Here is a 13075-nt window from a genome sequence, read left to right on the forward strand (position 1 = left end):
ATGCAGCGAATCCTCCTGTTGGAATGTGGCCCCTTCGGTCGCCAGAGTCGCGGTAGCGGCCTGGCGCAGGAGCTGGTCGAGCGTCTGCGTCAGCGTCACCCCCAGGCCCAGGTGCTGGAGCGCGATCTGGCGAGCGAGCCCTTGCCGGCACTGGCAGCGGCCTATGCCGAAGCATTGGTGGCGCAGGCGCCTGGCGACGATCCGGCGTTGCAGGTCTCCGAGCGACTGATCGGCGAGCTGGAAGGCAGCGACTGCCTGGTGATCGCCACGCCGATGCACAACTTCACGGTGCCGGCGGCGCTGAAGCTGTGGATCGACTACGTGCTGCGCATCGGGCGCAGCTTCGCCGCCACCGAGGCTGGCAAGGTGGGGCTGCTTGCGGATCGTCCGACCTTCGTCGTGGTCAGCTCGGGCGGCTTCTACCGTGGCGAGCAGGCGCGGCAGCCGGACTTCCTCACCTCCTACCTGCGCCATGTGCTGAGTACCATCGGTATCCACGACCTGGAGTTCATTCACCTGCAGGGCCTGGTCCGCGGCCAGGCGCATGCCGAGGCGATGCTGGCGCAGGCGCGCGCGCAGCTGGATGCCAACCCCCATCTTGCTGCGCCGGGAGTCCTGCCATGAGCGCGTTGCGCCAGCCCTATTACGATCTGTCCGGCGAAGCGATGCAGGGCCTGCTCGCCACCAAGGCCGCGCTGGAGCGTGGCCCGCTGGGCAAGGAACTGATCGAACTGCTCTATCTGCGCGTCTCGCAGATCAACGGCTGTGCCTACTGCCTGGAGAAACACAGCGAGTCGCTACGTGCGGAGGGTGTGCCCCAGGCCAAGCTGGACGGCCTGGCCGGTTGGCGCGTGAGTCGTCATTTCCAGGCGCGTGAGCGAGCGGCGCTGGCCTGGGCGGAGTCGCTGAGCGAGATCGCCCGCAGCCATGCCGACGATCAGGACTACCAGCCGCTGGAGGCGCACTTCAGTGCCAGGGAAATCTCCGACCTGACCATTGCCGTGGCCCTGATGAGTGGCCTCAATCGTCTGGCCATCGGCATGCGTCTGTGACGCTCAGCCTGCGCTGATCACGCCATAGCCACGCGCCATCAGCGCGGCCAGCAGCGGAATTACCAGCAACAGCAGCAGTTCCAGGCGGATGCTCCAGGTCACCAGGCGCAGTTGCCTGGTGCTGGGCTCCGGGACCTGGCCGGCCTGAACCGCGTTGCGCCAATTGAAGAAGACATAGGTCGGCAGGATCGACAGCAGGCCGACCAGGATGAACAGACCGACCTTGGCATGGAACAGGCTGTTGCCCAGGTAATAGTCGGTGCCCTTGGCGAACCACAGTACGCGGGCGACGCCGGTCGCCAGGACCACGCCGGCACAGATGCCGTAGGCGATGTCGGTGATCATCAGGCTGCGCGCGCGTGACAGGTCCAGCGGCGCCTTGAACAGCACATGCTCGATGCTGAGCAGGGCGAACAGGGCGAAGATCGACAGGTAGTGCAGGTAGGCGACGAGGGCAGCGGCCATGCGGGTTCCTCTCCAGATCAGGGGGCAAGCAGGCTGCGGTTGCGGCCTTCGTGCTTGGCGCGATACAGCGCCTGGTCGGCGCGCTTGAGCGCCGCGCCGCTGCTCTCGCCGGGGCCGAGCAGGGCACAGCCGAGGCTGGCGGTCTGCTGCAACTGCGTGTGCTCGAGCACGATGGGCTGGCTGGCGATGGCCAGGCGGATGCGTTCGGCGATCAGCAGCAGCTCCTGGTCATCCTTCACCAGGGCGAGGATGACGAACTCCTCGCCGCCGTTGCGCGTGACCACGTCCTGCGGGCGTACCGTCGCGCTCATGCGCCGTGCGCTTTCCCACAGCACGTGGTCGCCGGCATCGTGGCCATGCTCGTCGTTGACCCGCTTGAAGTGGTCCAGGTCGCAGTAGATCAGGCCGAGCTGCAAGCCGCTGCGCTCGGCGAGCGCCTGCTCCAGCGGCAGGAAATGCAGCAGCCCGGCACGGTTCCACAGTTGCGTCAGGGGGTCGAGCATGCCCTTGCGCTGCTCGCGGCTCAGCGCATCGCGCAGGTCATCGGCCTGGTGGGCGCAGTGGCGTAGTTGCAGGTAGCCCTGCACCACGTAGGCCAGATCCCTGAGTCGCATCAGCTCCTGGCGATCGAGGCGGCGCGGTGCCGGATCGATCAGGCAGAGCGTGCCGAGCGCCTGCTGCTGGGCATCGAACAGTGGGTGGCCGGCATAGAAGCGCACGTGCGGGGCGCGCAGTACGATCGGGTTGTCGCAGAAGCGGCTGTCGCGGTGGCTGTCCTCGACCACCAGCGGCGTGTCCTGCAGGATCGCGTGGGCGCAGAACGACACCGTGCGTGGGGTCTCGGCGACCTCCAGGCCCTGGCGACTCTTGAACCACTGGCGCTCGTTGTCGATCAGGCTGATCAGCGCTGTCTTGACCCCGAACAGATCGCGGGCCAGACGGGTGAGCGCATCCAGGTAGGGGTCGGCCGGTGTGTCGAGCACGTCCAGGCTCTCCAGGGCCTGCTGGCGTTCAGCTTCATTCGCGGGTAGCGGCGCACTGAGCATCGGTGATCTCTCCAGGGGGAAACCAGAGGTTGCGACGATTCATGTTCCAAGCATAGCCCCCGAGAACCAGGCTTCGCAGCCCCATGAATGCCAGAAATGCCAACCACAGCCCGTGGTTGCCCAGGCTCTGCAGCCACCAGGCCAGCGGCAGGCTCAGCGCCAGGGCGATGAGCATGGCGTCGCGCATCTCGCGGGCCCGCGTGGCGCCGATGAACAGGCCGTCGAGCAGGTAGCTCCACACGGCCAGCAACGGCAGCACGGCCAGGTATGGCAGGAACACCTGGGCCAGCGCGCGTATCTCGCGGATGTCGGTGAGCAGGGCGACGAACCAGTGACCGCCGAACAGGAAGAACAGCGCGAAGCCAATGCTGGCCAGCAAAGACCAGGCACCGGCCACCAGCAGGGCGCGCCTCAGCGCATGGCGATCACGGGCGCCGAGCGCATGACCGCACAGCGCTTCGACGGCATGCGCCAGGCCGTCGAGGGCATAGGCGGTCAGCGTCAGGCCGTTGAGCAGCAGGGCATTGGCTGCCACCGTAGCGTCGCCCAGGCGCGTGCCCTGCACGGTGATCAGGAAGAACACCAGCTGCAGCGCCAGCGTGCGGATGAAAATGTCACGGTTGACCGCCAGCAGCGGGCGCCAGCTGCTCCAGCGTTGCAGTGCGCGGCTGTCCAGGTGGCCGGGGTAGCGTGCGAGGGCGCCGCGGGTCAGCCACAGGCCGAGCAGGGCGCCGCTCCATTCGGCTATCACCGAGGCCCAGGCCGCGCCAGCCACGCCCCATTCGAGGCCGAGCACGAACAGCAGGTCCAGCCCGACGTTGAGCAGGTTGGCGGTGAGCAGAATGGCCAGCGGCCCGCGTGCGCTCTGCGTGCCCAGCAGCCAGCCGATCAGGGCATAGGTCGCCAGGCTGGCGGGCAGGCCGAACAGGCGAATCTGGAAGTACTGGCGCGCCAGTTGATCCAGCTCGGCCGACGGCTGCATCAGGCTCAGCGCCGCGCTGCTGAAGGGAATGGCCAGCAGGCTCAGCAGCAATGCCAGGCACACGCCCAGGCCGAGGCCCTGCAGCAGCACCTGGCGCAGCGCGCCGCCATCGCCACGGCCGGCCGCCTGGGCGGCGAAGCCGGTGCTGCCCATGCGCAGGAAGCCCATGGCCCAGGTCAGCAGGGTGTACAGGCTGCCGCCGACCGCCACCGCCGCCAGCTGGTGCGCATGCGGCAGGTGGCCAACCACGGCGGTGTCCACCAGGGCCACCAGCGGCACCGAGAGGTTGGAGAGGATCATCGGCGCGGCCAGGGCCCAGACCTTGCGCTGGGTCGGGGCGTGGCGCCAGGCGTCGAGCAGGGCGGACATGGACGGCTCCAGCAAAGCGGCGATTATAGGCACAGCGCTGTGCTGGCCGCATGCCGTGGCAGGAGTGTGAGTGGCTTGGCGAATTCGTCGGGACGGCTCGTCGCTGGGGGGATGCCTCGGCTATAGTTGTCGGCTTCTGCGCCCCCCGATCATGGAGCCCGCAATGCCGAACAAAGGACTGCTTCTGGCCTTGGTACTGAGTCTGCTCAGTGCCTGTGATTCCTCTCAACCTCCCGCCACGGTGACCCCCGCCGCCCCTGCCGCGCAGCAGGCCGAGGCCGCGAGACCCGCAGTCGATCGCGAGGCGCTGGCCAAGCGCTACGCCGGTCGCGAGCTGGAGGTGGTCGACGTTTCCGAAGTGCAGCTCGACGGCGCCAGCACGCTGTCGGTGACCTTCTCCATTCCCCTCGATCCCGAGCAGCCCTTCGCCGAGCGCCTGCATCTGGTCGACAGCACAAGCGGCAAGGTCGACGGCGCCTGGGAGCTGACCGACAACCTCAGCGAACTGCGCCTGCGTCACCTGGAGCCCAAGCGCAAGCTGGTGCTGACCGTCGATGCCGGCCTGCAGTCGATCAATGGCGGCAAACTGGCGAGCGAGCATGTCAGCCGTTTCCAGACCCGCGACCTGCAGGCCAGCGTCGGCTTCGCCAGTCGTGGCTCGCTGTTGCCCACCCGCCTGGCCGAGGGCCTGCCGGTGATCGCCCTGAACGTCGACAAGGTCAATGTCGAGTTCTTCCGCATCAAGCCGGATATGCTGCCGCGTTTCCTCTCGCGCTGGGGCCGCGCCAGCAACCTGGACACCTGGGAAGCCCGTGAGCTGCTGCCGATGGCCGATCTGGTCTACGGTGGGCGCTTCGACCTCAACCCGGCGCGCAACACCCGCGAGACCCTGCTGCTGCCGATCGCCGGCCTGGAGCCGTTCAAGCAGCCCGGCGTGTACCTGGCGGTGATGCGTGAAGCCGGCAGCTACAGCTATTCGCAGCCGGCGACCCTGTTCAGCCTCAGCGACATCGGCCTGTCGGCGCATCGCTACCAGGATCGCCTGGATGTCTTCACCCAGGCGCTGGAGGGCGGCAAGGCCCAGTCCGGCGTGCAGTTGGAGCTGCTCGACGGCGAAGGCGCACTGCTCGCCGAGGGCAAGACCGATTCCGCCGGCCATGCGCAATTGCCGCTGCCGGCCAAGGCCCAGGTGCTGTTGGCCAAGCAGGACGAGCAGACCAGCCTGCTGCGCCTGAACACCCCGGCGCTGGACCTGGCCGAATTCGATATCACCGGTCCCAAGGCCCACGCCCTGCAGTTCTTCGTGTTCGGCCCGCGTGACCTCTATCGCCCAGGCGAGACCGTGCTGCTCAATGGCCTGCTGCGCGATGCCGATGGCAGCCCGGTGAAGGCCCAGCCGATCAGCGTCGAGGTGCGTCGCCCGGATGAGCAGGTCAGCCGCAAATTCGTCTGGAACGCCGACGAGGGTGGCCTCTATCAATACCAGCTGCCGCTGGCCGAGGAAGCGCCGACCGGGCGCTGGCAACTGCTGCTCGACCTCGGCGACGGCAGCCCGCAACTCTATGAGTTCCTCGTCGAAGACTTCCTGCCCGAGCGCATGGCGCTGGAACTCAAGGGCCAGGAACAGCCTTACGCACCGAGCGACAGCGCCGAGTTCGCGGTGACCGGGCGTTACCTCTATGGCGCACCGGCCGCCGGCAATCGCCTGAGCGGGCAGCTCTACGTGCGCCCGCTGCGTGAAGCTGTGGCGAGCCTGCCCGGCTACCAGTTCGGCGATATCACCGAGGCCGACCTGAGCCAGGACCAGGAGCTCGACGAACAGAACCTCGACGATGAAGGGCGTGCCGTGCTGCGTCCGGAGAACCGCTGGAGCGACGCCAAGTCGCCGCTGCGTCTGATCCTCCAGGCCAGCCTGCAGGAGTCCGGTGGTCGCCCGATCACCCGGCGCCTGGTGCAGCCGGTATGGCCGGCCGAGCGCCTGCCCGGTGTGCGCGGCCTGTTCGACGGTGAAGAGGTCGATGCCGACAGCCTCGCCGAGTTCGAAATCCTCGTGGCCGACGCCGACGGCAACAAGCTGGCCGCCGATAACCTCAACGTGCGCCTGGTGCGCGAGCGCCGCGACTACTTCTGGAGCTTCTCCGACGGCGAGGGCTGGCGCCACAACTACAACGAGAAATTCCTCACCCTCAGCGACGAGCCGCTGAAGATCGCCGCCGGCGGCACTGCCAAGGTCAGCTTCCCGGTGGAGTGGGGCCCGTATCGGGTCGAGGTGGTGGACAACCAGACCGGTCTGGTCAGCAATCTGCGCTTCTGGGCCGGCTACCGCTGGCAGGACAACGCCGACGGCGGCGCGGTGCGCCCGGACCAGGTCAAGCTGGCGCTGGACAAACCGGCCTACGCCGCCGGCGACGTGGCCAAGATCACCGTCACTCCGCCGGCCGCCGGCAATGGCTACCTGCTGGTCGAATCCAGCGAGGGGCCGCTGTGGTGGCAGGAAATCAGTGTGCCGGCCGAAGGCAAGACCTTCGAGCTGCCGATCGACAAGCAGTGGGCGCGGCATGACCTGTACCTGAGTGCCCTGGTGGTGCGCCCCGGTGAGCGCAAGGCGCAAGTCACGCCGAAGCGTGCCGTGGGTCTGCTGCACCTGCCGCTGGAGCGTGCGCCGCGCAAGCTGGCGGTGAGCCTGGACGCGCCGGAGAAGATGCGACCCAAGCAGCCGCTTAAGGTCAAGGTCAGCGCGCGCAACGCCGATGGCAGCATTCCCGAGACGGTGCGCGTGCTGGTTGCCGCGGTGGACGTCGGCATCCTCAACATCACCAGCTATGCCACGCCCGACCCGTTCGCCAACTTCTTCGGGCGCAAGGCCTATGGCGCCGACCAACTGGATATCTACGGCCAACTGATCGAGGCGCAGGGCCGCGTCGCCAGCCTGGCCTTCGGGGGTGACGCCGGCCTCGCCGCCGGTGGCAAGCGCCCGGACACCAGCGTGCTGATCGTCGCCCTGCAGAGCGATGCCTTGAAGCTCGACGCCAAGGGCGAAGGTGAAGTCAGCCTGGACATCCCCGACTTCAACGGTGAGCTGCGGCTGATGGCGCAGGCCTGGACCGATGAGCGCTTCGGCATGGCCGAGGCGAAGACGGTGGTGGCGGCGCCGCTGGTCGCCGAACTGTCGATGCCGCGCTTCCTCGCCGGCGGCGACGAAACCACGCTGGCGCTGGACCTGACCAACCTCTCCGGCAGCGAGCAGAAGCTCGACGTGCAACTGGGCGTGGAAGGCCAGCTGCGTCTGCTCGGCAAAGGCGAGTCGCCGATCAACCTCAAGGACGGTGAACGCACCACGCTGCGCATCCCGGTACGGGCCGAAGGTGGCCTGGGCCAGGGGCGCATCCATGTCGAGGTGCAGGGCCTGGCGCTGCCGAACGAGGCGCTGGGTGATTTCACCCGCGAGTGGACGCTGGGCATTCGTCCAGCCTACCCGGCGCAGCTGCAGCACTTCCGTGCCGTGCTGGGCGAGGGCGAGCCGTGGAGCATGCCGGCTGGCACCCTGAACCAGTTCGAGCCAGCCGGTCTGGAGGCGGTGCTGGCGCTGTCGAGCCGGCCGCCGCTGAACCTCGGCGAGCAGATCCGCGCACTCAAAGCCTATCCCTACGGCTGCCTGGAGCAGACCACCAGTGGCCTGTACCCCTCGCTGTATGCCGATGCCGCCAGCCTCAAGCGACTTGGCCTGGAAGGCGAGCCCGACGAGCAGCGGCGCAAGAGCATCGAGCTGGGTATCGAACGCCTGCTCGGCATGCAGCGCCACAGCGGTGGTTTCGGCCTGTGGAGCGCCGAGAGCGAGGAAGAGTACTGGTTGACCGCCTACGTCACCGACTTCCTCCTGCGCGCCCGCGAACAGGGCTTCGGCGTGCCGGCCGAGGCGCTGAAGAAAGCCAACGATCGCCTGCTGCGCTACCTGCAGCAGAGCAGCCTGATCGAGGCCAGCTACAGTCAGGACTTCGCGCACACCCGTTTCGCCGTGCAGGCCTATGCCGGCTACGTGTTGGCGCGCAGCCAGCAGGCCCCGCTGGGGGCGCTGCGCAGCCTGTTCGACCGGCGCAACGACGCCCGTTCCGGTCTGCCGCTGGTGCAGCTGGCGGCGGCGCTGAAGCTGATGGGCGATGGTCCGCGCGCGGGTCAGGCTCTGGCTGCCGGGCTGAGCCGCAAGCGTGATGGCGAGCGCTGGATGGCCGACTACGGCAGCCCGCTGCGTGACCAGGCGCTGATCCTGTCGGTGCTCGAGGAGAACGACCTGGCTGCCGAGCAGAGCGAACAGCGCCTGTTCGATCTGGCCGATGAACTGGCCGGCAGGCGCTGGCTGTCGACCCAGGAGCGCAACTCGCTGTTCCTCGCTGGTCGCGGCATTCTCAGCACGCCGGAGCAGACCTGGCGCGCAGCGCTCGCCAGTGGTGCCTTCCAGTTCGAACTGAGCGACCAGCAGCCGGGCATCAAGCTGGAACGCGCCGAGCTGGCGGAGCCGCTGAGCGTGAGCAACGCCGGCAGCGCCACGCTGTACCAGCAGCTGACTCTGTCCGGCTACCCGACCCAGGCGCCGCGAGCTGGAGGTGACAACCTGAGCATCGAGCGCGAGTACCTCGGCATGGATGGTCGCCCGCTCGACCTGCAGCGCCTGGACAGCGGCGAACTGGTGCTGGTGCACCTGGCCGTGCGCGCCAAGCAGCGCGTGCCCGATGCCCTGGTGGTCGACCTGCTGCCCGCCGGCCTGGAGCTGGAAAACCAGAACCTGGCACAAAGCGCTGCGAGCCTCGACGACGCGGGCAGCAGCGTCAAGGAATGGCGCCGCTCCATGCAGAACGCCCGCATCAAGCACCAGGAATATCGCGGTGACCGCTACGTGGCTGCCGTGGATGTCGAGGGCTACGGCACCACCCACCTGCTGTACCTGGCCCGCGCCGTGACCCCCGGCAGCTACCGCGTGCCGCCACCCCAGGTGGAATCGATGTACCGACCCAGCTGGCAGGCGCTGGGCAGCTCGCCGGGTACTCTGGTGGTGCGGGGGCGTTAGAAGCGGCCCTCTCCCCAACCCTCTCCCATAAATGGGAGAGGGGGACGACCGCATCAGGTTCTGCTTGCGCGTTAGACAGCGCCTTCTCCTGCTTGCGGGAGAGGGCAAGGGTTCAGGGAGGAACCATGACGTTACTCGACAACGCCAAACGCCTGCGTCGCGAGATGACCGATGCCGAGCAACGGCTCTGGTACTACCTGCGTGGGCATCGTTTCCTCGGTCTGAAGTTCAAACGGCAGAAACCCATTGGTCCTTACATCGTCGATTTCATCTGCACCGAGCGCTGGCTGGTCATCGAGCTCGATGGTGGGCAGCACCTGCAGCAGGGGGAATACGATCAACAGCGTGAACGTTATCTACAAAATCGAGGTTATCGTGTGCTGCGCTTCTGGAATCATCAGCTACTGGCTGAAACAGAGGCCGTACTTGAACAGATTCGTCTTGAAATCGGCGAGCAAGATGGTCCGTGAACGTTGCCGCGAGGCTTCGCAGAATACTGATCTGCTCCCCTCTCCCATTTATGGGAGAGGGGCTGGGGGAGAGGGTTGTGCATGCGCCGCCTAGTTCGTCGCTGGCTCCTGATTTTTCTGCTGCCCCTGGCCCTGCTCTGGCTCGCCGACCAGTTGTTCCCGCTGCCCTTGCCCGAGGACGATCTGGCCCGTGTGGTGCTGGCCGAGGATGGCACGCCGCTGTGGCGCTTCGCTGACCATGGTGGCGTGTGGCGCTACCCGGTGCAGCCGGACGAGGTTTCGCCTTACTACCTGGAAGCCTTGCTGACCTACGAGGACCGCTGGTTTCGTCAGCACCCCGGGGTGAATCCGCTGGCGCTGGCACGGGCGGCCTGGCAGAACCTGACGGGCGGGCGCGTGGTGTCCGGCGGCAGCACGCTGTCGATGCAGGTCGCGCGTCTGCTCGACCCGCACAGCCGCGATCTGCCCGGCAAGTTCAAGCAGCTGTGGCGTACCGCGCAGCTGGAGTGGCACCTGTCCAAGGACGAGATCCTCGCCCTTTACCTGAACCGGGCGCCGTTTGGCGGTACCTTGCAGGGGGTGGCGGCGGCGAGCTGGAGTTACCTGGGCAAGCCGCCGAGCCAGCTGACCCGCGCCGAGGCGGCCCTGCTCGCGGTACTGCCGCAGGCGCCCAGCCGGTTGCGCCCGGACCGCCATCCGCAGCGCGCCCAGGCCGCACGTGACAAGGTGCTGCGCCGCCTGGGCGAGTTCCAGGTGTGGCCGCAGGCGCAGGTGGACGAGGCGCTGGAGGAACCGGTGTTCCTGGCCCCGCGCCGCGAGCCGAGCCTCGCGCCGCTGCTGGCCAGGCGCCTGAATCGCGCCGGCAGCCCGCCGTTGATCCGCACCACGCTCGACGCCGGCTTGCAGCTGCGCCTGGAAGACCTGCTGCTGGGCTGGCGCGCGCGTCTGCCCGAGCGCACCTCGGCAGCGATCCTGGTGGTCGAGCATCCGAGCATGGCCGTGCGTGCCTACCTGGGTTCGGTGGACATCGGCGATACCGCGCGCTTTGGTCATGTCGACATGGTTCGAGCGCTGCGTTCGCCCGGCTCGACGCTGAAACCCTTCCTCTACGGCATGGCGCTGGATGCCGGGCTGATCCATTCCGAGTCGCTGTTGCAGGACGTGCCGCGCCATTATGGCGACTACCGTCCCGGCAACTTCGCTGCGGGCTTCATCGGCCCGGTGTCGGCCAGCGAGGCGCTGGCCACGTCGCTCAACCTGCCTGCCGTGCAACTGCTCGAAGCCTATGGGCCGAAGCGTTTTGCCGGCGAGCTGCGCGGTGCTGGCGTGCCGATCCGCCTGCCGCCGCTGGCCGAGCCCAACCTGGCGCTGATCCTCGGCGGTGGCGGGGCGCGACTGGAGTCCCTGGTGGCCGGCTACAGCGCCTTCGCCCGCGGCGGCATGGCCGCCAAACCGCGTTTGCAGCCCGGCGATGTGCTGCGTGAGCGACGCCTGCTGTCCCCGGGGGCGGCCTGGATCATCCGCCGTATTCTCAGCGGCCAGGCCCGTCCCGACCGCGACCCGCGTGCCTACCTGGCGCAGCGCCCGACGCTGGCCTGGAAGACCGGCACCAGCTACGGTTTTCGCGATGCCTGGGCCATCGGCGTCGGTCCGCGTCACCTGATCGGTGTGTGGATCGGTCGTCCCGACGGTACGCCGGTGCCTGGCCAGTTCGGCCTGGCCTCTGCCGCGCCGCTGCTGCTGCAGGTGCATGATCTGCTGGTCAACCGTGACAGCCAGCGCGGCATCGCCGTGCCGCCCGATCCGCAGCCGGCCGAGGTCGGTGTCGCCGCCGTCTGCTGGCCACTGGGGCAGCCGATGAGCAAGGACGATCCCAACTGCCGGCGGCTGCGTTTCGCCTGGACGCTGGAGGGCACCACGCCACCGACCCTGCTGGCGGCCGATCAGCCGCTGGGCAGCGGCCTGCGCGAGCGCTACTGGGTCAACGCCCAGGGCAAGCGCGTCGGCCCCACTTGTGCGGGGGCCGAGGCGCGGGAACTGGACCTGTGGCCGGCGCCGCTGGAGCCCTGGTTGCCACGCCGCGAACGGCGCAGTGCGCGGTTGCCGGGCGTGGATGCCGATTGCCCGCCGCCGCCGCGCAACCAGGCGGCGCCGCTGTCCATCGTCGGTGTGCGCGACGGCGACCGCCTGCGCAGGCCGCAGGGCAATCACGAGCCGCTGCGCCTGAGCCTCTCGGCCCTGGGCGGCAGTGGTCGACGCTGGTGGTTCCTCGACGGTCGACCGCTTGGCGACAGCGCGATGGACGCGACCTTCAGCCAGGTCTTCGACAGCGGTCGGCATCAGCTCAGCGTGCTCGACGACGGTGGCCAGACCGCTCGTCTGGAATTCAGCGTCGCCCCCTGAGTGCGCCCGACGCCGCGCAGGCAGGCGCCGGCCGCTCTGCGCGGGCGCCTGGCCGAGCGCCCCGGACGGCGCGAGTAAAGTCCGGGCCGGCGCCGCCGATAGGACATCTATCGGTCACTGATTTGCAATATGTGTACAATTTTGTATCCAATTGCTCGGTCGAGCTCCGAACCACCTCCGGGAGAACCCTCCATGCGTCTCTGGCAACGCAGTATCCAGTGGCAGTTGATCCTCAGCATGGGCGCCGCTCTGCTGGCCAGCATCCTGATCGTCGTCGGCATCTACTCGGCGGTGGTCAATCGCCTGACCGAGCGCTACCTGATCGAAGAGGCGCTGCCCGCACGGGTTCTGGCGATACGCAACGACCTGGAGCGGGTGCTGACCGCGCCGATCACCGCCAATGCCTCGATCGCCGAGAACAGCCTGGTGCAGGACTGGCTGGCCACTGGCGAGGACGCGACCCGGCGCGACGAGTTCGCCCGCTACCTCGAGGGCGTGCGCGCTCAGCAGAACGCCATGACCACTTCCATCGTCGCCCTCGCCAGCGGCAACTACACCACCGGTGAAGGGCTGATGCGCACCCTCGACCGCAGCCAGACGGAGAACCAGTGGTTCTATCGCCTGGTCGACAGCGACCGCGACCGGGCGCTGGAGATCGACATCGACAAGACCACGCGCCTGCCCACGCTGTTCATCAACCAGCGCATCAAGCAGGGCGGCAAGACCCTGGGCGTCTCCGGGCTCGGCTACAGCCTGGCGGACATGTCGAAGATGATCAGCGAGTTCCACTTCGGCGAGCGTGGCCAGGTGTTCCTGGTCGACGGCCAGGGCAACGTCAAGGTGCATCCGCGCTCGGAGCTGAGCGGCAGCGGCAAGCTGAGCGAACTCTTCGGCGCCGACGCCGCTCGCCAGGTCCTGGCCGGCGACAGCCACGCGGTGCGTTTCGAGCGTGATGGCGAGACCTTTCTCGCGGTGGCGCAGAAGTTCGCCAGCATCGACTGGCTGCTGGTCAGCGAGGTGCCGGAGGCGGAGGTCTATGCCGAGGCGCGGCAGGCACTGTGGGTGACCAGCCTGATCGGCGTCGCCGTGGCGCTGCTGTTTCTCGGCCTGGTGGTGCTGCTGGCGCGTGGGCTGGTGCGGCCGATTCGTCAGGTGACTCAGGCGCTGGTGGAAATCGGCGGTGGCGGTGGTGACCTGACCCGTCGTCTTGATGAGTCGAGGGCCGA

At 68.0% G+C, this 13075-nt stretch carries 8 protein-coding genes and 1 pseudogene; 6 read left to right on the forward strand and 3 right to left on the reverse strand.

Translation table 11 applies throughout. From position 1 onward, the window contains the following. Positions 1-624, forward strand: coding sequence for an FMN-dependent NADH-azoreductase (locus FIV02_RS03645; protein ID WP_037052616.1), 624 nt, complete (start codon positions 1-3; stop codon positions 622-624). Further along, on the forward strand, positions 621-1052 hold the full coding sequence (locus tag FIV02_RS03650; RefSeq protein ID WP_037052619.1) for a carboxymuconolactone decarboxylase family protein: 432 nt from the start codon (positions 621-623) through the stop codon (positions 1050-1052). Before FIV02_RS03645 ends, FIV02_RS03650 begins: the two co-directional genes overlap by 4 nt. A gap of 3 nt (positions 1053-1055) precedes the next feature. On the opposite strand, the gene FIV02_RS03655 is transcribed toward FIV02_RS03650, so the two are convergent. Genes FIV02_RS03655 through FIV02_RS03665 form a run of 3 tightly spaced genes read right to left on the reverse strand, consistent with a single transcriptional unit; the run spans position 1056 to position 3914 of the window. After that, positions 1056-1517, reverse strand: a complete 462-nt coding sequence (locus FIV02_RS03655; RefSeq protein ID WP_152487822.1) for a DUF2214 family protein — start codon at positions 1515-1517, stop codon at positions 1056-1058. A 17-nt stretch (positions 1518-1534) separates the two neighbouring features. Continuing rightward, positions 1535-2563 carry a diguanylate cyclase gene (locus tag FIV02_RS03660; RefSeq protein WP_152487823.1) on the reverse strand — a complete coding sequence of 343 codons (1029 nt, stop codon included), beginning with the start codon at positions 2561-2563 and terminating at the stop codon, positions 1535-1537. After that, on the reverse strand, positions 2535-3914 hold the full coding sequence (locus FIV02_RS03665; RefSeq protein WP_152487824.1) for an MATE family efflux transporter: 1380 nt from the start codon (positions 3912-3914) through the stop codon (positions 2535-2537). The genes FIV02_RS03660 and FIV02_RS03665 overlap by 29 nt, the downstream gene beginning before the upstream one ends. Positions 3915-4077: 163 nt before the next feature. Here FIV02_RS03665 and FIV02_RS03670 point away from each other — a divergent pair, with 163 nt between their 5' ends. The 4 genes and pseudogenes from FIV02_RS03670 to FIV02_RS25155 form a co-directional block, all read left to right on the forward strand. Next, complete coding sequence (locus FIV02_RS03670) at positions 4078-8976, forward strand: alpha-2-macroglobulin (protein WP_152487825.1); 4899 nt, start codon at positions 4078-4080, stop codon at positions 8974-8976. 125 nt (positions 8977-9101) lie between these two features. Then, a complete protein-coding gene (locus FIV02_RS03675) occupies positions 9102-9446 on the forward strand; it encodes an endonuclease domain-containing protein (protein WP_152487826.1) in 345 nt (114 codons plus the stop codon). An 81-nt stretch (positions 9447-9527) separates the two neighbouring features. Beyond that, entirely contained in the window at positions 9528-11849 is a 2322-nt protein-coding gene (pbpC, locus tag FIV02_RS03680) for a peptidoglycan glycosyltransferase PbpC (RefSeq protein ID WP_152487827.1), read from the forward strand. A 237-nt stretch (positions 11850-12086) separates the two neighbouring features. After that, positions 12087-13061, forward strand: a pseudogene (locus FIV02_RS25155) (cache domain-containing protein); the annotation flags it as partial. Between the last annotated feature and the right edge of the window lie 14 nt (positions 13062-13075).

This window comes from Pseudomonas sp. THAF187a, assembly GCF_009363395.1.
GTDB lineage: Bacteria > Pseudomonadota > Gammaproteobacteria > Pseudomonadales > Pseudomonadaceae > Aquipseudomonas > Aquipseudomonas khazarica.

Excerpts from the sequence above, each read along its gene's own strand:
- FIV02_RS03645 (WP_037052616.1), top strand. The coding sequence starts at position 1 with ATGCAGCGAATCCTCCTGTTGGAATGTGGCCCCTTCGGTCGCCAGAGT.
- FIV02_RS03650 (WP_037052619.1), top strand. The coding sequence starts at position 621 with ATGAGCGCGTTGCGCCAGCCCTATTACGATCTGTCCGGCGAAGCGATG.
- FIV02_RS03655 (WP_152487822.1), bottom strand. The coding sequence starts at position 1,517 with ATGGCCGCTGCCCTCGTCGCCTACCTGCACTACCTGTCGATCTTCGCC.
- FIV02_RS03660 (WP_152487823.1), bottom strand. The coding sequence starts at position 2,563 with ATGCTCAGTGCGCCGCTACCCGCGAATGAAGCTGAACGCCAGCAGGCC.
- FIV02_RS03665 (WP_152487824.1), bottom strand. The coding sequence starts at position 3,914 with ATGTCCGCCCTGCTCGACGCCTGGCGCCACGCCCCGACCCAGCGCAAG.
- FIV02_RS03670 (WP_152487825.1), top strand. The coding sequence starts at position 4,078 with ATGCCGAACAAAGGACTGCTTCTGGCCTTGGTACTGAGTCTGCTCAGT.
- FIV02_RS03675 (WP_152487826.1), top strand. The coding sequence starts at position 9,102 with ATGACGTTACTCGACAACGCCAAACGCCTGCGTCGCGAGATGACCGAT.
- pbpC (WP_152487827.1), top strand. The coding sequence starts at position 9,528 with ATGCGCCGCCTAGTTCGTCGCTGGCTCCTGATTTTTCTGCTGCCCCTG.